Below are 22,520 nucleotides of genomic sequence, written 5' to 3' on the forward strand. Positions count from 1 at the left end.
ATAGAATAAAATGGAAATTATAGACTAACATTCGCAAGTTGCACAACTTGGCGTTGGCAACAATGTTTGCTTAGGTTGGTTTCTCGAACTCAAATATTTTTGCTGGAGAACAAATATGGACATGAAAAAATATCCTAGCTTAGTGAAATGCTTGACGACCTCAGCTTTCGCGCTTCACATTTCATTTGTCAGCGAAGCAGCGTTCGCGCAGGCGGCTACGCCTGCCAGCGTTCAGTTGAATTTAGATATGAGCCGCTCCGTCGGCGGCGTGAATACCTTATCGCGCGAGAAATACATCAACGTGCACGCAATCAATTCCGATCTTGATTGGTGGGGCGGCAACGGTCAAAGTCTAAATCAGCCCAATTTGATAGACGACTACCTGACCGATTTCGTCAAAGGAAATGACGTCTACTTCGGACGCGACAGTGGCGGGATCGGCTATGAAGTGAGCATCACGCCGCAATCTGCCACTCCGGGATATGCCGATCTCGCCTGGATGGTCAACACTCCCGCCACTCCCGCCACTCCCGCGGGCGCGAAGTCTCCTGCGAACAACTATAAGAATTACGGTTACCAGACGGCCGCGCATAAGGCCATTGTCGAAAGCAATGAGTTCGAGAAGCGCATGAACTCGTGGATCTTGACCATGATCCCCGAGAAATTCTATCCTGTTGGAGGCAAGGTTACCGGCGCAAAGTGTACAACCACCGGATCATGGTCGTTCTCGACCGGAGATTCCGCCACTGAACCCTACGGCACGGCCACCGGGAAGTTCGCCGGCAAATATCTGGCGAATTACTTCATCGGAGGTTCCATCACCAACCCAAGCACTGGCCATCCGCGGCCAACATTTGTCGAAGGTGTTAACGAGCCGATCTACAACCTTGTAGACATTGCCGTTCCAAATACAGGCTCTACCTTCGGCGATTGCGCAAAGAAGGCGACGTACGACGATATCTTCAAGTACCACACCAACGTGCGGGCTGAAATCAACGCTCTCAACTCGGGAACCAAGACGGTAAAATTCGGGGGATATACGCCCGCGTTCCCGGATCTGGAGGAATTCGAGAAATATCCGGCAGACCGTACGAGCGGCAGCACGGCCGTCTTTGCGAAATGGAATGCGCGCGATGCGCTCTGGATGAGCAACCATGCCAAGAATATGGATTTCCTGTCCCTGCACATCTACGACTTCGACGGTATCAAGTTTGACGGCGTCACCACCCGCCGGATCAATCACAAGGGCAACAACATCGAGGCGATCCTCGACACTTACGACAGTGCCCAGCTGTTCGCGTCGGGCGTGCTCAAACCTATTGTGATTTCTGAATTTGGCGGCCGCCTGCATACTGCGGAAGGAAGCGCATGGACCCCCCAGCGCGACTGGTCGTACATCAAGGCCATGAACTCATTGATGATCCAGTTCATGCAGCGCCCCGATCGAATCGCGAAGGCTGTCCCGTTCGTCCCGCTGAAGGCGGAATGGGGCCGCGTTAGTCCGACGATCCCTTACCAATGGAGACTGTTCCGTCAGGAGAAGGAGGACGGAGTCAGCACGAGTTCGAAGTGGACCTACACCGAGCTCGTGAAGTTCTATAAGCAGTGGAACGGTGTGAACGGTACCCGACTGGATACCTACGCCAACGATCAGGATATCCAGACAGACGCCTATTACGACAGCGCCAACAAGACTGTCTGGCTAATCCTCAATAACCTGGAAGAGAACGGTAAGACATTGAATCTTGCGACGGCCGGCCTCAATACCGGAAACGCAGTTTCGACCGTTGAAGTCCGTCATCTATACCCGAACACAACAACCGGCGTGCCGGTTCTTGACGTGTATAGCAATGCGACGATCCCCGCCAGCATCGGCATTGGCGCGGAAAGCACGATTATCATGAAGATAGTTTATAACAATACCCTCTCGATTTCAAACAGCAACTCCGAGACCAAATACTATGCAACCGTGAACGGCATCACGAGCGCGCTAAAAGCGATCGCCGCCAACACTGCGATGACGTTCAACATCAACAACGTAACGACCGGGGCTAACGGCGAGGCCGTATTGCGCGTGTCCGTTGGGAGGCCGATTACCGCATCGCTGCAACCGATTGTAACCCTCAACGGAACCGCGGTGACCGTGCCGACGGACTATCGCGGTTACGATCAAAACCGGAATGGTTCTGGCCGGTTCCGCTTCTTCGGAACGCTGGAAATCCCGGTCGCGCGGTCATTGATCCAGCAGAACAACACCATCGTGGTGACATTTCCGGACGCCGGTGGATCAGTCAGCGCGGTTGCGTTGCAGAACCGCATCACCACCCGGGCCTTGTCGCGGCCCTGACGAGGACGCTTTGCACCCGCCGCTTGCTTGCATAGAGCAGGCGGCGGATTGCAAAACCCTCGCACTTGCGCCTTGTTGGGATTGTCGGGATAGGAGCCATGCTGTCCGGCACAGAACTGCTTCGGAATGGTCATTTCCTTAAGGCGAACACGTTGTTTGCAGCGCTGACGCGCCCGCAGATGTTTGCCGGGGTTACCTCATTCTTCGTCGCCCCCATCCGCAATTATGCATTTTTTGAGCAGGCGGTTCTCAAGTGTGAGATCGGCCACGCAGTCCAGAGCAGCCTCGCATACGAATTTAGCTAGCTCTGGATCGTAGATTCCCGAGGCCATCTCGATGCTCAAGCGCAACAACTGCGGCAAGGCCCTGGCCATAGCCCGCGAGGCCCGCAACATCCACGGCGGCGACGGCATCTCGGGCGAGTATCACGTGATGCGCCACGCCGCGAGCCTGGAGACCGTCAACACCTACGAAGGCGCGCACGACGTCCACGCCCTGATCCTGGGCCGAGCGATCACCGGGCTCAACGCGTTCAGACGCCTTCCGAAAGGAAGGCGATCAGCGCCGTCTCGCCCTCCGAGACGACGTCCCGCCGACGTCGCATGAGGACGATATCGGTCTTCCAGGCGTCGCCGCCCAGGTCGCGGCGGGTAAACCCTGCCAGCGGCGCACGATAGCCAGCGGCAGGACGCACAAAAGGTCCTGCCGCGAGATCGTCGACAGGGCATAGAGGATCGAGGCAGTGACGGTGTCGATCGTCGGCGCCGCCACGCGCTCGGCCCGGAAGCGCGCGAAGATGGCAGCCTCCAGCGGCACCGATCTTGGCCCAGTCAACCAGCGTCCGCCGGCGAGATCCTTCAGACGGCCCGCGCCCTCCAGGAGCGGATGCCCTGCCCGCCCAGCCACCACCCAGGTCTCCTGACCGATCACCTGGGCCAGGATCAACGCGTCGGGTGCCTCGATCGACGAGGCCACCGCCAGGTCGATCCGGCCCGCCAGCAGCGCCTGGGTGAACGACAGTTCCGGCCCCTCAGCCACTTCGATCCGCAGATTGGCGTTGGCCGCCTGGAACTCCGCCACCCGCCGCCCCACTCCCCCACCGAGGTGCTGGGGCTGAGCCCCACCACCACGGACGCGGGCCCTCGCCCCAGCAGAGCTTCGATGTCGCGCCGCAGCCGCCCGTCCTCGGCGATAATCGTTCACGCGCTCTCCAGAAGCCGAGCACTGATACGAGTGGCAACGATGCCCTTGGGCGTCCACTCGCCCAACCAACCTCGCTTCGCGCTTTCTTGCGGCCTCGAGCGGTTTTCCTGTCATTTCGCAAAAAAATGCCCGGCGTCGACGACGCCGGGCTTGCGCAGTAAGGGAGGAGAAGCGCGCAGTAAATTAGTCAGACAGACAAAACCTCAATTGCCGACCAGCTGCCAAAAGCATCAAAAACATCACTAATTCAATTTACTTCGTCTTTCCATATCGACGTGAATAAAGCGTATAATTAAATCTCTTGGCAGCGTCACGCATTTCTGGATACGGTATATCTGTGTTGGTAACCCAGCCGACATTGTAATTCTCACCGTCATAGGCGCGACCAGTCACATTGTCGTCGATATATTGAAACCAGTGAGCTCCAACCATCATCGGATTGGCGAGCACCGAGTTCATGTAGATCTCGTACATGCGGCCGCGGTCTTTCTGATCAACCGCCAGCACGAGACCAGGGTTGTAAAGCCCGGTGTCCGTTGCGCTCCCGATATGGAACTCGCCCACGATCGTTGGCCGATCAAGCTTATTGAGAAAGCCCCAAGACTCCGGGTGAAGCTCTTCACGGTAGATATTATAACTTAGAACGTCCGAATACTTTACTGCGGCCTGCGTGACTTCGCTTGGCATGCCCCATTCAGCCATTCTGACGCCCATATAGAGCTGATTTGGCAGGACTCTCCGGATCTCCTCGCGGACCGTTCGGAAGTAGGTGTCAGCATAGTCTGCGAAAAGCCACGACAGGTCCGGCTGCGCCGCCTCCGGAGCGGCGACTCTGACCCCTGCGTCAAACTCGTCCCAGGAGCCGAAGCTCGTCTTCCAAGCCGCATTCAACGCGGCGATCGACTTGTACTTGCCCCGGAGCATGCGCGAGAACGCGGCCTTGGCCGGGCTGTCAGAGGTGGATTTCGACAGCGCATCGAGCACCGCACCATATTGATGGGCGACGCTGTCGGTCAGGCCCCAGCTCTTCTCGTTGTCGATGAACACGCCTACGCACCACGGACTGCTCTTCACCTCACGGCCAACCTGCTCGATGGTCAGCCGAGCGCGACGCTTGAACTCGGGGTCATAGACGTCGGGCAGCGGCGCCCAATAGTCATTGCCCGACGACAGGGTCTTGTACTTGCCGATGATCCAGCCGTTGGCGAAGTACGGCATCTGCTGGTTGTCATAGTACATCGGATCGATCCAGTTGCCGAACGAGGTCATGCCCCAGTCCTTCATCCGATCGAGCGTCACTTGCCGCCAGGTTTGCATGTAGCCGGCACCGTAGCGCCGCTGCAGATTGGCCTTGTAGAAGCTGTAGACTTCGCCGTGCTCGACGGCGCCCTGGTGCAGCGTCCGCCGATAGCCGTAGGCCTCACCGAGCGGCTCCTCATAGGTCGGCAGCCACTGAAACATGTTGCGCCGCAGGGTCGACGACAGGAACCGGGTTCCCACCGATGCGGCCGGCACCGGCACGATGTCGCGCGAGTCTTCCGGGGTCAGCTCTTCCGGATCGATCTTGCGCACAGCGGGATCGCCGAAGTCATAGCCGGTGATGGTCTCAAGGTTGGCCATCCGCACATTGGCGATACCGCTAGAGAAGAATAGGTAGCCCTCCGGATCGACCAGCCACCACTTGCCATTGACCTTCTCGGTCCGGAAGAAGCCGGTCGCCTTCAGCTTCGGCCCCGCCGCCCAGCCGCCAAAACGCGACCGCTCCGGCGCCCCCTTGGAGGCGGCGAGTTCGGCCAGTTCCATCTTGGCCGCCTTCTTTAGTTCGGCGTCCGAGTGGATCTTGACCGGATATTCTTCCTTGGCCGCCTGCCCCCAACGGTCGACGATCTCGGTCAGAAAGAAGGGATCGGCCGGCGGGCTCTGACGAACCCGGACGTTGTCGATGTAGAGCGTCCGTGGCGCGGTCAGCGCCTCGGTTTCGAACGAAATGCTCTTGATCTGAGCCATGTTGGCCGCACGATCGCCATTCCGCCAAAAGAGCTTTTGATCCTTACTTTGCCAGCCTGGAGGATTCTCACGGAGCCCGGTGATAACGTTGCCCTCATAGCCCGTCAGCGGCGCGTAGAACGTCACGGACGCCCCTGCTGCGATCACGCCGGTACGGCGCTGCCCTCGGCCCGAAGCGTCCGTCAGGGTGAAGAAGAACTGGGTCGAAACTGAACCGGGATTATAGATGTCGAAGGCGAGATTGACATCTCCGCGACCGGTCAGGTCCCAGGGCGTGGCCGGTGTGAGCGTCAGCGTGTTTTCAACCTTGGGGCCGTAGGTGACTTGGAGAGATTGCCGCCCCTCCGAAGCGTGCACTGCGACCATCTTGGCGTCGGCGTTCCGCCCCGTGATCTTCACTGCCCCGACGCCCTCGAAACCTTCGAGCACAGTCGCGCCACCGGCGCTAACCTGAGCGAGCACTGGGCTCGCCGAAACCAGCGCCAAGGCAGAAAGTCCCATCAACAGCGCCATTCGAGTCCGCCGAGCCATCTTCAACCTCCCAACCGTTTTGTTAGCGGCGTCACGCGTCGCTTTAACCCCCTTCTGGCCCAACCACTATTTATTGTCAATTGTCGACATTCTTTGCTAGGCCGCTGATTTCAAACTTCGGCGCGAGCCACTGCACCGCGATGAACGCCGCCAGATAGGCAACCGAGGCCCCCCAAAAGACTATCTCGAACGATCCCGTCTCCTGCAGGATCCGCCCTACAACCAGAGCCATGATCATGCCCCCAACAGCCCCGACAGTACCGCCAAAGCCAGCCACCGAGGCGGCTTGGCGGCTTGGGAACATATCCGAGACCATTGTCAGCGCATTGGCCGACCATGCCTGGTGAGCTGCCACGGCGAGACTGATCAGCAGCACGGCGGGCCACAAGCCTTCGACCCTTGGAACGATGGCGGCCGGCGCAGCAAGGCAGGCGCACACCAGCATCGTCGTCTTTCGTGATCGGTTGGGGCTCCATCCAACATCGATCAGCTTCGATGACGCCCAGCCACCAACAATGCTGCCCAAGTCCGCCAGGATGTATACCGTCAGCAAGGGCGGGCCGAACTGATTGATTTGGAGGCCGTGTTGTTTGTGAAGAAAGTCAGGCAGCCAGAATAGGTAAAACCACCACACCGGGTCGGTGAGAAACTTCGCGACCGCATAGGCCAGAGCCCGCCGATTGAAGAGCAGTAGGCGGCTGGCAGCCCCTCGCCCCGCAACAGCCGCCGAACCGCTATCCCTTTTCCCTGACCCTGTCTCGCGCAGCCACAGGATCAACCAGATCAGCCCCGGAACGCCGGCGATGACGAAGGCCCAACGCCAACTTAGCCTGGCCAGAACGATGACAACGAAGATCGGTGCGATCATCGCGCCAAGGTTCGACCCGGCATTGAATAGTCCGGTGGCGAAGGCGCGCTGGCGCTGAGGAAAATATTCCGCAACCGTCTTGACGGCGGCCGGGTAATTGCCCGCCTCGCTCAGGCCCAACGCGAAACGCGCGCCCATGAAACCGCCGGCGGTGCTGACCAAGGCATGGGCCATGATCGCGACGCTCCACGCCAGCGTTGATACGGCATAACCGATGCGGGCACCCACCCTGTCGAGCAACCAGCCCGCCGAGGTCAGGCCGATCGCATAGGCGGCCTGGAAGCCAAAAACCACGTTTCCAAAATCTTGTTCCGACCAACCGATGTCATGGTCGAGTACGGGCTTGAGCACGCCCAGCAGCTGTCGGTCGAAATAATTGATGGTGGTCGCGCAGAACAGCAGGGCGCAGATGCGCCATCGCCTTGGATGCACGCTCTCCCCGTCTGATCGAGCATCTGGCCTCATCGGCACGCCTCCGGCTAGCCTAATAAGCTTCGGGCGGCTCAAAGGCCTTGAGCCGCCTGAGATCGACCTATATTGTCGACACTCGACAATGCGTCAACCGCGCCGTTAAAGCGCGCAGAACGCTTATTTGGGGATCGGAGACCAATGCAGTCCTATCAATGCTTCATCGACGGAGAATGGGTGGACGGCGGCAAGGACGGCGGCTGGATCGAGGTCGCCAATCCCGCTTCTGGCCAGGTGTGGGCGCGCGTCCCGGCGGGACGGCCGGATGACTGCGACGAGGCCCTGGCCGCGGCCGAGCGCGCCGGTCACGCTTGGCGCGCCCTGACCCCGATGCAGCGCGCGGACTATCTCGAGGCGATCAATGTCCGACTCGAAGCCCAGAAGGAGCACTTCGCCCGGCTCCTGGTCCTCGAGCAGGGCAAGACCTATCGCGAAGCGCTTGGCGAGGTGGCCGACACGATCGGCTACATGCGCTATGCGGCCCAGTCGGCGCGCTGGCTGCGGGGCGACATTCTGCCCGCGGACACTCCCGGCGAGCGCCTGATGACGTTCAAGGTGCCGTTCGGCGTCTGCGTCGCGATCTGCGCCTACAACTATCCCCTCGCCCTGATCGGGCGGAAACTCGGCCCCGCCCTGGTCACGGGCAATACGGTGGTCATCAAGCCGCACGAGGCGACGCCGGTCACCGCCAGCGAGTTCTGCAAGCTGGTGGAAGACGCCGGCGTGCCGAAGGGGGTGATCAACATGGTCACCGGCGATGGCGCGAACGTCGGGGCCAAGCTGGTCTCCGACAAGCGGACGCGCGTGATCTCTCTGACGGGCAGCATCGCCGCCGGTCAGCGCGTCGCGCGCCTGGCGGCGGACAATCTCGCCAATCTCGTGCTGGAACTTGGCGGCAAGGCCCCCTTCATCGTCCTGGCCGACGCCGACATTGACGCCGCTGTCGAGGCCGCCGCCGTCGCCCGGTTCGCCAACGGCGGCCAGGTCTGCATCTGCAACGAGATGGCCTTCATCGATCGTCGGGTGGCCAATGAGTTCACCGACAAGCTGCTGAAACGCGTCGCCAAGATCTCGCTCGGCGACCCTATGAACAATCCGGACATGGGCCCGATCACGACTCCGCAAGCCCGGGACCGCATCGCCAACCTCGTCTCGACCGCCAAGGCCGCCGGCGCCGAGGTGCTGATGGGCGGCCGTCCCGCCGCCCCCGCAGGCCTGGACGGCGGCTATTGGTTCGAGCCGACCGTGATCACCGGCAGCGATGCGTCGACGCCGCTGATCCGCGACGAGATCTTCGGCCCCGTCTTGCCCCTGCTGACGATCGACGGGATCGACGAAGCCATCGCCCTGACCAACCAGCGCGACGATGGTCTTTCGGCCTATCTCTGGACTCGGGACAACAGCACGATCAACCACGCTATCGACAGGCTCGAGACTGGCACGGTCTTCGTCAACAAGGGCATCACCGGCTCGTTCCACGGCTACCACAACGGCCACAAGCTCAGCGGCGTCGGCGGGAAGACGGTCCCTACGGTCTCGAGAACTACATGCAGAAGCGCAGCGTCTACATGGCCTATTGATGTCGTCGAGCCCGCGCCCAGACCATTTCCTTGCCATTGACTGGGGCACCACGAACCGCCGGATCTTCGAGATCGCCAACGGGGTCGGGGTGTCCGAACAGCGTGACGAGCAGGGCGTCCGTGCTCTCGAAAGCCGGACAGTACGACCAAGCGCTTGCGTCTACCGCCGCGCGGTTTGGCCAGTTGCCGATCCTGATGGCCGGCATTGATCGGTTCGACCCGCGGCCATGGTCGATGCCGGCTACTGTCCTACGCCCTGCGCTGGGCGACTGGCCGCACGTCTGGTTCCAGGTGGCGGAGAACGCCTGGATCGTGCCTGGCGCCAGCCACAGCGACACCGCCCCATGGCGACGTCATCATGCGCGGGGAAGAGGTGCAGTTCCTGGCGCGATGCGGGTCGGGGCATTACCTCCAAACGCCCTGCTCTGCCAGCCCGGCACCCACTGCCAAATGGGCGCAACTGGTCGACGACGCCATCGCGTCCTTCGAGACGGCGATGACGGGAGAAATGTTCGATCTGTTGCGCACCCACGCGCTGATTGCCCCCCAACTGCAGGGAGAGATCAAGCCTGGCTCGGCCTTTCGCGAAGGCGTGGCGGCGGCGCGGGGCGGAGACCTACTGGGGGGCCTGTTCGGCGTTCGTGCGGACGCGCTCCTCAAACGTCGACCGGCGAACCAGATGGCGTCGTACGCCAGCGGCCTGCTGATCGGCGCCGACTGCGTGGCCCACGCAACGCACACCGTCGTCACCGTCCTGGCCGACAACCGGCTCGGCCCGCTCTATGCCACCGCCCTCGACGAACTCGGCATTACGTCAAGAAATATCGACAGCCAGGCGGCCTTTGTCGCCGGCATCGTCGCCATACGGGAACTGAGCCGTTGACACCTCAAGACACCGAACATCTCGCCGCCCACCCGCTGGTGGCGATCCTACGTGGCGTGCGCCCCACTGAGGTGGTCGACATCGGGCGCGAGGTGATTGCCGCGGGAATCCGGACCCTCGAAGTGCCGTTGAATTCTCCCGAGCCCTTCGACAGCATTAGGTTGCTGGTGGCCGAGTTCGGCGACGAGGCCCTGATCGGCGCAGGGACCGTGCTGACCGCCCATGATGTGCAACGAACGCTTGAGGCGGGCGGCCGGCTCCTGGTCAGCCCAAATACCGATCCAGGCGTGATCACCTACGGATCGAGCGCCGGCGCGGTATGCCTTCCGGGTTTCGAGACGGCCAGCGAAGCCTTTACAGCGCTCGCGGCGGGGGCGATCGGTTTGAAGCTCTTTCCGGCAGAGGCCAAAACCCCGGCGTATCTGAAGGCGCTAAAGGCGGTTCTTCCCGCCGATACGCCAGTGTTTCCAGTCGGAGGCATCTCGCCGGAGACCATGCCAGCTTGGCGCGAGGCCGGTGCGGCGGGCTTTGGCCTCGGATCTGGCTTGTACAAGCCCGGCATGGGTGCGCGGGAAGTGGGCGACAAGGCGCGCGCCTATGTCGCGGCCTTTCGCGACATCTAGTAGAGCCGATGGAGAAGATCAGCTTCGAGGATTATTCCGCACTCATTCTTCCGGACCTGGGCGGAGCCTTGGGCTGCCTTCATTGGCGAGGCATCGCACTCACTCAAGCCTATGACGCTTCGCGACTAGGCAGGGGCGATCCGGCGCGGGTGGGCATGTTTCCGATGACGCCGTTTGCTGGGCGGATTGAGAACGCACGGTTTGAATGGCGCGACGGCCTCCACCAAGTCAGTCGGCCGCCCGGCGAACCTCATGGCCTTCACGGAGATGGCTGGCTAAGCACTTGGGCCGTCATAGGACAAACTCGCGAAACGATAGAGCTTGAACACTGCGGCGACTGTGGCGCGCTGGCTTATCGCGCGACCCTCTTCTATGGGCTCGACGCCGAAGGGCTGAAAGTGAGCCTGACCCTTCGTAGTGACGCCCGCCATCCGCTGCCGTTTGGACTGGGCTTCCACCCCTGGTTTGCCCGTCGTCCTGGCGCGCGCGTTTGCTTTCAGGCTCAGCGCTTTTGGCTTGAGGCTCCCGGCGGTTTTCCCTCCACCTCAATCAGCCTGCCGCAGGAACTCGACTTCGCACAGGGCGCGCCCATACCTAGCACATGGCGCAATAACGTTTACGAGGGCTGGCACCGTCGCTTGGCGATCACTTATCCCGATTTGAACCTCAAAATCTCGATGCAGGCATCGGCTAATCTCAACTGGCTCATGGTCTATGCCAATCCCGAGCTTGACTACATCTGCTTCGAACCCCAGTCACACCGGCCGGCGGCGCATAACTCGCCGGGTCGGGGCCCCCGGTATGGTCTTATGGAACTCATGCCTGGCGAAACTCTCACCGGGGAGGTTCACATCTCCGCGCATAGCCTGTTGGCGACCCACTAGATCAGCCTCTCGAGATTGATCATCGAGATCGCCAGAAGGTGGATGGCGAATAGATAGCCCTGTCGGCTCAACGCCTCCAGCGCTGGACCGGGAAGCGCGGCCAGGGCCTTGGTGTCGATCGCGTACCATCCCTCAAGGGTCGGTGCCTCATCGCCTTTCCCAAGGGCGATCTTGGCAGGCGCCATGAGCCGGTGGTCGCAGATCGCCCGGATAAGATCGCGCGTGACCGCCACGCCAGCCATCATCTCTGACAGGGCCGCCTGCGCTGACCGCACGCCGGCGCTCGGCTGACCGCCGGCGTCGAACAGCGCCTCGCCCTCGGCCGCGGCGACCCGTGGATTGGCCAGGTCGATCGTCAGGGCGGCCTGGCCGTCACGCATCGCCAGGCCGAACGGTCCGCGCCGAACGTCGAGCGGGACGTAGCGTCCCAGCCAGGCGCCGTCGGGCCCGACCATGCGGTTCTCGCCCGGGCGCAGGCCAAGCAGGGCGAACATGCCGAACTGCCCGGTCTGTCCGTCCTTGATGAAGCATATCGGCGCCTCGACCGCGACGCGGTCGAGTTCTTTCGCCACGACGGCGACCATGCACAGCTGGCCCGGGCTCGAGACCTGCAGCGACGGGGACAGTCTCAAGGCCCCGTGGGTCCTGGGGTCGAGCACAGCGACATGGGTCAAGGGACACTCCGTCAAACGGCCGGCATCAGATGGCCGCCAGGCCATAGCGGGAAATCTTGGCGAGCAGGTCGCGGTTTGCGTCGAGCGCGCCGACGAGGGCTTCGGTCTCGTCCCGCACCTTGTCCATCAGCTTCTGGGCGCGCAGGGTCTCATCAGCCGAAAGGCCGCGCGGGCTCGGCTCGGTCTGAAAGCCCATCCCATAGAGAATGTACTGGTAGCTCGCGGCGGGAAACACCTCGACGGCCCGGTCGAAATCATCATGCCAGGGCGGCTGGTGGCGATAGAGACGAAGCGCCTCGCTGAGGCTTTCGGGGATGGTGTCGGTCGCCCGGTTGTCGATCCAGAACGCGTCGTCCTCTCGCCGGCTGAGGATGTAGTGCAGCTTGAGGAAGTCGATGATCCGCTCCCAGCGATAGCGGAAGGTGTTGTTGAACCGCCGCGCCACGACCTCCATGGCGCTCCTCGTCGTTGGCATCTGCTCGCCGATGAACTGGGCCGCGATCTCGATCAGCAGGATGGCGGAGGCTTCGAGCGGTTCCAGGAACCCCGCAGCCAACCCGACCCCCACGCAGTTGCGGACCCAGAACTGTTCGCGGTGGCCCGGTTCGATCCGGATCGTGCGGGACGACAGCTGACGCGGGTCGGCGCCGAGACCCTGAACATAGGCGTGCAAGCGCTCTTCCGCCTGCTCGTCGCTGCAGTGCGCGCTGGAATAGACCATGCCGGTGCCGCGTCGCGACTGAAGTCCGATGTCCCAAATCCAGCCGGCGGGCTGAGCCGTGGAGATGGTGTGCGAGGCGATCGGGCTTTGCGGCTCGGCATAGGGCGCCTGCATGGCCAGAGCGCGGTCGATGAACAGCGTGTCCTTGCAGCTCTTGAAAGGAACCTGGAAATGGCCGCCCAGAAGCACCGAGCGCATGCCCGTGCAGTCGACGAAAAGGTCGGCGTCGATGCGGCCGGCCTGCTGTGTTTCGATGGCCGCGATGTCGCCGTTCTCGGCGGGGATGACCTGGGTGACATCGGCCAGGACGTGCCGCACGCCCAACTGGTCGACGCAGTGGCGCCTGAGGAAGTCGGCGAATTTTCCCGCGTCCAGATGGTAAGCGTAGTTGGCGGTGGCCTCGAACTCGGCCGAGGTGATCTTCTTGGGCGCGAGGCCGTTCTCGCAAAGCGCTTCTTGCGGACAGACGGCGCGGGAAAACGAGAGGTCGGCGTTCGATTGAAGCCAGTGGGGAACGAGATTGGTCTCGAAATACCCCTTCGGAAGCACCAGCGGGTGATAGTAGAAATCGTCGGGTTCGCCGGTGACCCACCGGGCGAACTTCGCCCCTTGTTTGAACGAGGCGTCGCACTCCCGAATAAAATCGGCTTCCTTGATCCCCATCCGCTTGAGGGTCCGGCGCATGGTGGGCCAAGTGCCCTCCCCCACGCCGATGATCGGAACATTCGGGGACTCGACGAGCGCTACTTCAAGCGGTCGTGCGTCCTTGCCGCGCGACATCGCCGCCAACGTGCCGGCTGTAAGCCACCCGGCCGTTCCGCCGCCAACCACCAAAACCCGTTGGATCGCGCGGTCCATGATTGCTCCCTTAAAGCGCCAGGCTAGGAAAAAATAGGGGGTCAATCCACCAGGATTGACCCCGCTTAGGCGCGCAAGATTTTCGCTTCCAGCGCTATCCCACCTAGAACTTCATCCGCACACCGACGGCATAGCGGGCGCCGAACTGCTCAGCGTCCAGAACCTGTTCCTTGAAACGGCCATAACGCCGCGTGTTTGCGTTGGTAAGGTTCAACCCTTCGGCAAACACGGTCATGCTATTGTTGATGTCATAGCTGGCGCTGGCGTCCAACTGACCGTAGGCCGCAACATTGGTTGGCTCAGCACCCAGGCCCAACAGGAACTTGTCGCGCCAGTTGTAGGCCAATCGCGCCTGCAGGCCGTTCTTCTCGTAGAAGCCGACAATGTTATAGGAGTTGCTGAGGCCCGTAAGCGCCAGCACCTGACTAAAGTCATATGGATCCAGCTTCAGGTTACCATCCACAAGCGTGCCGTTCAGGATGACGCCGAAGCCCGTCTCACCGAACGTATGCTGGAGGGTGGCTTCTAGGCCTTGGACCGACGCGGACTTCAGGTTCCCGACCGTGTTGACCTGCCAAGTGATGATCGGGTCGCTGGCTTGCGACAAGCAAGCTGGGTTAGGCGTGGCCGACAGGTCCGGGCAACCTGGGCGCGGATTGACGCTCGGATCGCGCAGCGGATTGCCATTCTTGTCAAGCACCGGCTTGTTCAGGCTGGTCGCGCCGATGAAGTTCGAGACCCATTTCTTGAAGACGCCCACCGAGACGTAGCTCGAGGGTTTGTAGTAGTATTCAGCCGAGAAATCGATGTTGTTTGACGTATAGGGCAGCAGGTTCGGGTTGCCCTGCGAGACGATGAACGGCCCGCCCGGGCGTGAGTTGAGGAACGACGTCTTGGGGAACATCGCGGAAAGACTGCTGCGAGCGATCGTCTTGCTATAGGCCGCGCGAGCAACAAGCTTATCTGTGACGTCCATACGGAAGTCCACGTTGGGCAAGAACTCGGTGTAGCCGCCCTTCAGCGTTTGAGACGTCGGGGTGGTGTCACGAATGACCTGGAGTTCTTGGGGGTGGCGGTAGTTCAAAGCCACGATACCGTTCGCAATGGAATAGGACTGAACGTCCGTCCGCTCGTAACGCAGACCAGCGTTGATCTTGACCGGCATGTCGTTGAAGTCGGTAGCGATATCGAACGAGACGTAGCCAGACCAAGTCTTCTCACCGACGCCGTCCATCGCCGGCGGATCCAGAGCATACTGGTTGTTAGCTTTGACCAAATCGACAAACTGCGTAGCGCTGTAAATCGGAATCTGAGAGAAGAGTTGAGAGGCCCCCGGGAAACTGCTCAGGGCGTTGCCCCGAGGCTCGTACCCATAGGCCAGCCCCTTGAGGGGCACGTTGACGAAGCGGAAGGTCGACAGCGTTAGCGTATCGACCTTGTAGTCTGTAAAGCTACCACCGAAGTTGATGGCTTTGAGCGCCCCGTCGCTCTTCCAATGGCCGGATAGTTGAACCTGATTGATCCGGTTCTTCACCTCGTAACCGCGGACTTGGTAGAGGTCGGACACGATGTTGGAAAAGTCGTAACCGCTGCCAGGAATGGTGGTGTCGTCAAACGCGGCGGTCGGAAGCTTTCCGCTGAACGTGCCGCGGATGTAGTCGATACTGCCGGCCGGGTTACGCAGATCAGCCAGGACCTCTGCGGCCTGCCCGTTCTTAGTGTCGGGATTCGAGTGCGAGGTCGAGGAATGAGCGTCGAGCTCAAAGCTCAGACGATCCGACGCGTCCCACTTGATGTTGCCACCAAAGGAATCGTTGCTGGTATCATTCAGGAACTTCCAAGACCAGAAGTTCAACTCGTCCGTCAGGGTGGTGACATCGACCAATGTCCCGTTCGCGTCAGCCTTGCCCGCGTCGGGCGCATCGAACCAAAAGCTCATTCGATGCATGTCGGTTTTTTCTTTGTAACGCGACATGGTGTAGTCGGCTGTCAGCGTCAATCCGTTGACCGGCTCGGCCTGCAGGACCACCTGACCATTGATCCGCTTGCGGTTGGAATCCCAGGTATCGAGATCAACCGTCCAAGGCGTCCAAAATGCTTTGGTAGGATTTTTCGACGCATCGATGGCGCTGAGGTTCAGCGCGGGATTGTTGCGATCCCCACGGTTGCGGACCCAACCCTGGGTCCCGGCCCTATCCTTGCGAGAGTTACGCTCCGAGTAGGAGCCATTGACCAGGATGCCAAAACGATCATCTGCGAAGGTCGTGCTCAGCAGGCCAGCCACTTCGGGGGTAACCTTGGCGCCCTTCTCTGTGCTTGAATCGTACTGCGCTTTGGCGCTCGCTACAGCCCGGAAACCCGGCCGATCCAGCGGCCGCGGGCTACGGACATTGATCGTCGCGCCAAGACCACCCGAGGTTAGGTCCGCACGGCCGGTCTTATAGACCTCCACCGCAGAGACGCTTTCTGAGGCCAAATCCCGGAAATTGAAACTACGCCCAATGCCTTCGGAAATCAGCGAGGTGGAATTTGGCATCTGGCGCCCATTGAGAGTCACCAGATTAAAGCCAGGCCCGAAACCGCGGACGGTAACGCCATTGCCTTCGTTGTTCGACCGGTCGATGGAAACGCCGGAAATGCGTTGCAGCGATTCGGCAAGGTTCGCGTCAGGAAACTTACCGATGTCCTCAGCGGAAATGGCGTCCACCACGCCGCTGGCGGTGCGCTTCACGGTCATCGAGTCGTTGAGCGATTTACGGATACCGGTGACGACGATCTCGCCGACCATGTCCGATTCTGCGGCCGTGGGCTCGGTGGTTTGCGCCATCGCAGGCGCAGCCAAAAGCGAACCGGCGACGACCATCGCTCCGACGGACGCGCGATACCAAAGCATGGATTTTTCCATTGTTTCCTCCCCTGCGACCTGAGACCGCAGAGGCGGCCCTTGGTGCGTTCTTATCTTGGATATCCTATGCGACCCATCCGGTCGATTGTCAACAATGGACATTGTTAATCATATCGCACGACAATTCTTCAGCGGCGGTAGGATCCCATGGGTCTATCTCTTGCAAGCTCGCCAGAACCGGCGCCCGTCGCTCGACGACGCGTCGCCAAGGGGCTGACGACGGACAATTTTTCGACGAGGGCGACCTGATCCGCGAGCGCCTGATGAACGCGGAGGTCATCCGGTCCTCGCGCTCGCGGCGCCCCTCAGTTGTTGGCGCCGCGTAGATCCCTAGTACGTCGAGCGCCCGCCGGTCATGTCGAACACCGCTGCGGTTGAAAACGCGGCGCGGTCCGAGGCGAGAAACGCGATCATCTCGGCGACCTCTTCGGCGGTACCCGGTCGGCCCATGGGGATCTTGGCCAGCATGTAGCCCAGCTGCTCTTCTGACACGTCCGCCAGCATCTCGGTCTGGATGACCGCCGGGGTGACGACGTTACAGGTGATGTTGGATCGGGCTAGCTCTTTGCCCAGAGATTTGGTCAGGGCGATCACGCCCGCCTTCGATGCCGAATAGGCCGAGGCGTTGGGATTGCCTTCCTTCCCCGCCACGGAGGCGAGGTTGACGATCCGGCCGTAGCCCGCCCGGCGCATATGGGGGACGGCGGCGCGGCAGCAGTGGAAGATCCCGCCCAGATTGACCGCCATCACCTTATGCCAGACCTCGATCGGGAAATCCTCGACCAGCGCATTGACGCCGGCAATCCCGGCGCAATTGATCAGAATGTGCACGCCGCCGCCGGCCTGAGCCGCCTCGGCCATCGCCTGTTCGACCGCGGCGTAGTCCGCGATGTCGACGACCGCGACCGCCGCACCCTCGCCCAGACGGGCCTGCGCGGATTCGAGGGCCTCGGCGTTGACGTCCCACAGGGTGACCGTGCCGCCCGCCGCAAGCAGGCGCTGGGCAGCGGCGAACCCCATGCCTCGGGCGCCGCCGGTGATCACCGCATGTTTGCCGGAGAATTCGCGATCCGCGCTCATAGCGAGGTCACCTTCTGTCGCTGCTGGCCCAATCCTTCGATGCCCAGGGTCACCGTCTCGCCGGCCTTCAGCCAGCGTTGCGGCGACATGCCCGCGCCGACGCCAGGCGGCGTGCCGGTGCAGATCAAGTCGCCCGGCTCAAGCCGGCAGAACTCGCTCATATAGGAGACGATGGTCAGCGGATCGAAGATCATGGTCGAGGTCGAACCGGTCTGCATCCGCTCCCCGTCGACATCCAGCCACATCGACAGATCGCCGGCGTCGACCTCGTCGGCGGTAACCAGCCAGGGGCCGACCGGGCAGAAGTTCGGGAAGCTCTTGCCCTTCACCCACTGCCCCTCGCGCTCCATCTGCCAGGCGCGCTCGGAGACGTCGTTGACCACGACATATCCAAAGATGCAGTCCGCCGCCTGGTCCCGGCTGATCCGCAGAGCGGGCTTGCCGATGACGATGCCCAGCTCGACTTCCCAGTCGAGCTTGGTCATTTCGGGGCTGCGCAGGATGGGGTCGTACGGACCGCAGAACGTCCCGCTCGACTTGTTGAACAGGATCGGCTCTTTGGGCACCGGCAAACCGGCCTCGGCGGCGTGATCCGAGTAGTTGAGACCGACGCACCAGATGTTCTTGGGCTGGGCTATGGGCGGCGCCGTTCGAACCTTCGCCGCGTCGAACACGGGAAGGCTCGCCAGGTCCGCGCCCGTCACGGCGTCGGCCAAGGCCCCGCCAAGCGTCGCCGGGCCGATGTCGCCGACCAAGCCGGAGATGTCTCGGAGCGCGCCGTCCGCATCCAGGACGCAGGGGGTCTTGGGGCCGCCTTGCTCGCCAAACCGCATGAACTTCATTGCTTCTTCCCCCACCAGGTGTTCGCCAGGGCCCGACCGCCGACAAAGCCGCCCATGCCGGGCGCGCTCTGCATGCGCAGGCATTCATTCCATTTGGCCATGCGCTCGGAGCGCGTGAACGAGCCCACCTTCAGCTGCGCGGCGTCCAACCCCGCGGCCAGGTGACTGATCGAGACGTCTTCGGTCTCGCCCGAGCGCGCCGAGACGATCGCGCCAAAGCCATGACGACCGGCGGCCGCGAACGCCTCCGCAGCCTCGCTCACCGTTCCAGCCTGGTTGACCTTGATCAGGACGGCGTTGCACGCGCCATCCGCCGCGGCCTGGTCGACCAGCGCGGCGTTCGTCACCAGATAGTCGTCGCCAATGATCTGCACCCGGTCACCAAAGGCCTGGGTGAAGGCGATCATCCCGTTGCGGTCGTCCTCGGCGAGCGGATCTTCGATCGACGCGATAGGATACCGGTCGAGCCAACCTTCCAGCATCGCCGCCATGTCATCGGACCCGAGCGCCCGCCCCTCCAGGGCCAGCACATAGCGCCCATCAACGAAGAACTCCGAGGCCGCGATGTCGAGCGAGATCACCACCCGATCGCCGGGGGTTTCGCCAGCGCCTTCGATGGCGCGCATCAGGCAGTCGAGCGCTTCCTCGTTGGACGTGAAGTTCGGCCACCAGCCCCCTTCGTCGGCGACGCCCGCAAGGCCACCGCGCTCCTCCATCACCTTGCCGGCGGCCCAATAGATCCGAGACGTGATCTCCATCACCTCTTCGAAGGCACGCGCACCAGGGACCATGACCATGAAGTCCTGGATGTCGACCCGACGCCCCGCATGGGCCCCGCCACCGAAGATCTGGATCTCCGGAAGCGGCAGGCTGGGACGGCGCCCATAGAGATCTGCGACACGCCGCCACAACGGCGTCCCGGCGGCGGCGGCCGAGGCGTGCAGGACGGCGAGCGAGGTCGCGACCATCGCATTTCCGCCGAGCTTGCTCTTGTTGGCCGTGCCGTCGAGCGCGCACAGCGCCGCGTCGATGTCCCGCTGATCGCAAGCGTCCCGTCCGCTCAGCGCCGCAGCGATCGGCCCGTTCACATTCTCGACCGCGTGGCTGACATCGAGTCCGGCCAATCGCTCGCCACCGTCTCGCAGGTCGATCGCCTCGCGACGGCCGCGCGAGGCCCCGGCCGGTGCGATGGCCCGCCCCTGCGCTCCGCCCGCAAGCGTCACCTCGACTTCCACGGTCGGACGACCGCGGGAATCCCAGATGCGCCGGCCAACGATTTTCTCGATTGCGGCCTTGCTCAATGCAGGTCCCCTTCAAATGCGGTCAAGATTGCGCCAACAGTCTCGGGCGGCCCGGCGATGAGCGGCACGGCCAGGCTCCGGACGGCCTGTCGTTGGACCTCATCCAGGTATTCGACCGGCGATTTGCCATCGATGCGGGCGAGTAGGAGCATGGGGAGAAGACGCGCGAGCCGCACCTCGAAGGCGCTTTGATCCTCCCACGTCAGCGCCTGGCCATATTCGTCCAGAAAGTGGCGAACAGCATCCAGCAAGGCGCGCGCGCGTGCCGGCGCACGGATGGCCTTGAGCAAGAAGTGGTTCAGGCAAAAGGCGACGTCGAACACGGGGTCGCCCATCGTCGCGCACTCGGCGTCGAGCAAGACCGGGCGAGCGCCGACAAACAGGATGTTCTTGGGACTGACATCGCCATGGACCAGGACCGTCCGGGCGAGCGCCAGGTCCTGCGCCATGCGACCGATCGGCTCCGTCAGTTTCGGGTAGACGACGATCAAGCTACGCAGATAGGGCTCGATCCGCAGCGCTTCGAAGTCCTCCTGGTTGGCGAACTTTGTCGCCAGCCCCTCCTCCGCTGACGAGCGGGCATGGATCATTCCGATCAGTCGAGCGAGGCCTCGAACGTCAGCCTCCCTGGGCCGATTGGCCAACAGATCCGTTTTCCAATTCCGCAGGTCGGGAGCATCCAGGAGCTCCATGGCAAACCCGCCAAGTGCGGCGCTGCGCCCGAAGAGCTTGGGGACATTGTCCGGCGCGAAGGCCGCAACGAACTCGAGCCAGCGATACTCGGCAGCGTTGCGATGCACCGGCGCCTTCCAGTCAGCTGAGACCCGAAGCTGTTCCAGAGCGAACTTGACACAGTAGCGGCCATGGTCGGTGTCGACCCGCAGGACGTCGGAGGAAACTCCCCCCGTCAGCGGGCGCACGCTGATCGACGCACCTGGCCGCGTTAGACCCAGCTCGCCCATCAAACGATGACAACGGTCAAATAGCTCAGGCTCAACCATGAAAACCAATATTGTTCACGTGAACAATGGCGCTATTGCACGAATAGCCGTATTGTCGCAAGAGAAATCATGCGTGCCTGAGAACCCAGATCGTGCCAGCCAAGGTCACCCTCAAAACCCTAGCGCGCGAGCTTGGGATGTCACACATGACCGTCTCTCGGGCGCTCAACGACCACCCCAATGTCAGCGCGAACGTGCGCGAACGGGTGCTCAAGCTTGCGACCGAAGCCGGCTATGTTCAGTCGGCTTCCGCCAAGTCGCTGCGCGGCCTGAAGTCCGGCGCCGTCGGCCTGCTGCTGCCTAATATCGTCAATGAGTTCTATGCCCAGTTCGCCCAGGCGTTCGGCGACCTTTGCGCCCAGCAGCGGCTCAACCTGGTCATCCATCTGACCGGCGAGGACGAAGATAGAGAAAGGCAGGCGCTGACCCAGCTTCGGGGCCTGCACGCCGATACGGCGATCATCGTGCCCACGGTCCGCGGTCACTATGGCCTGGCCGGCCCGATCGGCTCGGGCATGCGCTTGCTGTTTCTGACAAGAACGCCGTCCGACGCCCCGCCGGCCGCCGCCGTCGAGATCGACGATCAAGGCGCCATCGCACAGGCGGTGTCCCACCTCGCGAACGCGGGACATCAGGAGATCGCCTTCATCGGCCCGACGACGGCGCTGTCGACGGGTCGTAGCCGTCATGACGCTTTCCTTCGGGCCATGCACGCCGCTTCTCTCGCTACGCCGCCTGAGAGGGTCATCGCCGGCCCGCCGGTCTACGGCCACGGTCGCGACGCCGTCAGGACGCTGCTCGCCAGCCAGGCTCGTCCTACGGCGATCCTTTGCGGCGGTGTTGAAATCACCCGCGGCGCCATCGAGCAGCTGCTGGAGGCCAACATCGCGCTCGGCGACGATCTCGCCTTCGTGGGCTACGGGGACCCGACGATCTACAGCTGGCTGTGCGGCGGCGTCTCGTCCATCGCCCTGCCCATCGACGCGCTGGCGCGCTCGGCTTTCGATCTGGCGACCGCCGTCAGCCCGCCGCCGGCCCAGCGCATGACCCACGACGCTCGACTGGTCGTTCGCCGGTCCTCCCGGGCGATCAATCGCCCTTAGACGACCAGGGCACGGGTCCAGACCCGTGCGCCGGCTATCGGACGTTGGCCTGCAACGCTGCGATCGCCGCATCCTCGTCGCCCGCCAGGATGGCGTTGTAGATCGCCTCATGTTCAGCGATCGACTCTTCGGGCGTGGTGATGCGCTGATAGTTCATGCGCATCCGCATGATCACCGGCTGCCAGAGGTTCACGAGGTCCTCACCGCCGCCCGCGCGGACAATCGAGCGGTGACAGGCGATGTCGGCCTTGGTCACCTCGGCGAAATTGCCAGATTGGAAGCTCTGAGCCAGATCGGCCAGGGCGCGCTTGAAGCTTTTCTCCAGTTCTTCGCCGGGTCTCTTGATGGCTTGTCGAACCGCGAACGTCTCGATCGACAGTCGGAGTTTGATCAACAGCGCCTGCACGTCCGGCGGGGCGACATCAGCGACGGAGGTGCCCTTGTTGGCGCGCAGGACGAGCAGCCCCTCCTTGGACAGCTCGAAGAGGACGTCCCGTATACGTCCGCGCGAGACGCCAAATCGTTCGGCGAGCTCGATCTCTGTGAGCTTCTGATTAGGAGCGAGCTCGCCGGAAATGATCTCGGAGCGAAGACGCTCGGCGATCTGCTCCTTGACTGCCAAAACGGTCGTTTGCTGCATC

At 62.3% G+C, this 22,520-nt stretch carries 18 protein-coding genes and 1 pseudogene; 8 read left to right on the forward strand and 11 right to left on the reverse strand.

What is annotated here, in order from left to right:
- The first annotated feature begins 115 nt into the window (after nt 1–115).
- The 3 genes and pseudogenes from CSW60_RS22005 to CSW60_RS22015 all read left to right on the forward strand — a co-directional run.
- On the forward strand, nt 116–2,347 hold the full coding sequence (locus CSW60_RS22005) for an agarase (protein ID WP_099539235.1): 2,232 nt from the start codon (nt 116–118) through the stop codon (nt 2,345–2,347).
- A 98-nt stretch (nt 2,348–2,445) separates the two neighbouring features.
- Nucleotides 2,446–2,652, forward strand: a complete 207-nt coding sequence (locus CSW60_RS22010) for a hypothetical protein (RefSeq protein ID WP_099539236.1) — start codon at nt 2,446–2,448, stop codon at nt 2,650–2,652.
- Nucleotides 2,653–2,671: 19 nt separating this feature from the next.
- Nucleotides 2,672–2,881, forward strand: a pseudogene (locus CSW60_RS22015) (acyl-CoA dehydrogenase family protein); the annotation flags it as partial.
- A 24-nt stretch (nt 2,882–2,905) separates the two neighbouring features.
- Here the strand turns inward: CSW60_RS22015 and CSW60_RS22020 are convergent.
- The 3 genes from CSW60_RS22020 to CSW60_RS22030 all read right to left on the reverse strand — a co-directional run bounded on the left by CSW60_RS22020 (nt 2,906) and on the right by CSW60_RS22030 (nt 7,421).
- A complete protein-coding gene (locus tag CSW60_RS22020) occupies nt 2,906–3,427 on the reverse strand; it encodes a LysR substrate-binding domain-containing protein (protein WP_161495672.1) in 522 nt (173 codons plus the stop codon).
- A 375-nt stretch (nt 3,428–3,802) separates the two neighbouring features.
- On the reverse strand, nt 3,803–6,070 hold the full coding sequence (locus CSW60_RS22025; RefSeq protein WP_143324245.1) for a beta-galactosidase: 2,268 nt from the start codon (nt 6,068–6,070) through the stop codon (nt 3,803–3,805).
- 94 nt (nt 6,071–6,164) lie between these two features.
- Nucleotides 6,165–7,421 carry an MFS transporter gene (locus tag CSW60_RS22030; protein WP_099539239.1) on the reverse strand — a complete coding sequence of 419 codons (1,257 nt, stop codon included), beginning with the start codon at nt 7,419–7,421 and terminating at the stop codon, nt 6,165–6,167.
- A 144-nt stretch (nt 7,422–7,565) separates the two neighbouring features.
- Between CSW60_RS22030 and CSW60_RS22035 the strand changes: the two genes are divergently transcribed.
- From CSW60_RS22035 to CSW60_RS22050, 4 genes are all read left to right on the forward strand, one after another.
- Nucleotides 7,566–9,044 (forward strand): aldehyde dehydrogenase family protein, encoded by a 1,479-nt coding sequence (locus tag CSW60_RS22035; protein WP_201723112.1) that lies wholly within the window; start codon nt 7,566–7,568, stop codon nt 9,042–9,044.
- Between the two features lie 165 nt (nt 9,045–9,209).
- Nucleotides 9,210–9,887 (forward strand): 2-dehydro-3-deoxygalactonokinase, encoded by a 678-nt coding sequence (locus CSW60_RS22040; RefSeq protein ID WP_255409026.1) that lies wholly within the window; start codon nt 9,210–9,212, stop codon nt 9,885–9,887.
- On the forward strand, nt 9,884–10,510 hold the full coding sequence (locus tag CSW60_RS22045; protein WP_099539241.1) for a 2-dehydro-3-deoxy-6-phosphogalactonate aldolase: 627 nt from the start codon (nt 9,884–9,886) through the stop codon (nt 10,508–10,510). The genes CSW60_RS22040 and CSW60_RS22045 overlap by 4 nt, the downstream gene beginning before the upstream one ends.
- An 8-nt stretch (nt 10,511–10,518) precedes the next feature.
- Complete coding sequence (locus CSW60_RS22050) at nt 10,519–11,394, forward strand: aldose 1-epimerase (RefSeq protein ID WP_099539242.1); 876 nt, start codon at nt 10,519–10,521, stop codon at nt 11,392–11,394.
- On the opposite strand, the gene CSW60_RS22055 is transcribed toward CSW60_RS22050, so the two are convergent.
- The 7 genes from CSW60_RS22055 to CSW60_RS22085 form a co-directional block, all read right to left on the reverse strand.
- Nucleotides 11,391–12,068, reverse strand: a complete 678-nt coding sequence (locus CSW60_RS22055) for a SapC family protein (protein WP_161495673.1) — start codon at nt 12,066–12,068, stop codon at nt 11,391–11,393. The genes CSW60_RS22050 and CSW60_RS22055 overlap by 4 nt on opposite strands.
- 25 nt (nt 12,069–12,093) lie before the next feature.
- Nucleotides 12,094–13,647, reverse strand: a complete 1,554-nt coding sequence (locus CSW60_RS22060) for a tryptophan halogenase family protein (protein ID WP_099539244.1) — start codon at nt 13,645–13,647, stop codon at nt 12,094–12,096.
- A gap of 103 nt (nt 13,648–13,750) precedes the next feature.
- Complete coding sequence (locus CSW60_RS22065) at nt 13,751–16,552, reverse strand: TonB-dependent receptor (protein ID WP_201723113.1); 2,802 nt, start codon at nt 16,550–16,552, stop codon at nt 13,751–13,753.
- A gap of 330 nt (nt 16,553–16,882) precedes the next feature.
- Entirely contained in the window at nt 16,883–17,632 is a 750-nt protein-coding gene (locus CSW60_RS22070) for an SDR family NAD(P)-dependent oxidoreductase (protein WP_099539246.1), read from the reverse strand.
- Nucleotides 17,629–18,474, reverse strand: coding sequence for a fumarylacetoacetate hydrolase family protein (locus tag CSW60_RS22075; RefSeq protein WP_099539247.1), 846 nt, complete (start codon nt 18,472–18,474; stop codon nt 17,629–17,631). Before CSW60_RS22075 ends, CSW60_RS22070 begins: the two co-directional genes overlap by 4 nt.
- Nucleotides 18,471–19,775: a phosphopyruvate hydratase gene (gene eno, locus CSW60_RS22080; protein WP_099539248.1), complete on the reverse strand. Its 1,305-nt coding sequence runs from the start codon at nt 19,773–19,775 to the stop codon at nt 18,471–18,473. Before eno ends, CSW60_RS22075 begins: the two co-directional genes overlap by 4 nt.
- A complete protein-coding gene (locus tag CSW60_RS22085) occupies nt 19,772–20,776 on the reverse strand; it encodes a phosphotransferase family protein (RefSeq protein WP_236634347.1) in 1,005 nt (334 codons plus the stop codon). The genes eno and CSW60_RS22085 overlap by 4 nt, the downstream gene beginning before the upstream one ends.
- Before the next feature lie 92 nt (nt 20,777–20,868).
- Here CSW60_RS22085 and CSW60_RS22090 point away from each other — a divergent pair, with 92 nt between their 5' ends.
- On the forward strand, nt 20,869–21,879 hold the full coding sequence (locus tag CSW60_RS22090) for a LacI family DNA-binding transcriptional regulator (protein WP_255409027.1): 1,011 nt from the start codon (nt 20,869–20,871) through the stop codon (nt 21,877–21,879).
- A 34-nt stretch (nt 21,880–21,913) separates the two neighbouring features.
- Here CSW60_RS22090 and CSW60_RS22095 read toward each other — a convergent pair whose 3' ends face one another.
- Nucleotides 21,914–22,519, reverse strand: coding sequence for a GntR family transcriptional regulator (locus CSW60_RS22095; RefSeq protein ID WP_099539384.1), 606 nt, complete (start codon nt 22,517–22,519; stop codon nt 21,914–21,916).
- Nucleotide 22,520 lies beyond the last annotated feature (1 nt).

The sequence above is a fragment of the Caulobacter sp. X genome, assembly GCF_002742635.1.
Lineage (GTDB): Bacteria > Pseudomonadota > Alphaproteobacteria > Caulobacterales > Caulobacteraceae > Caulobacter.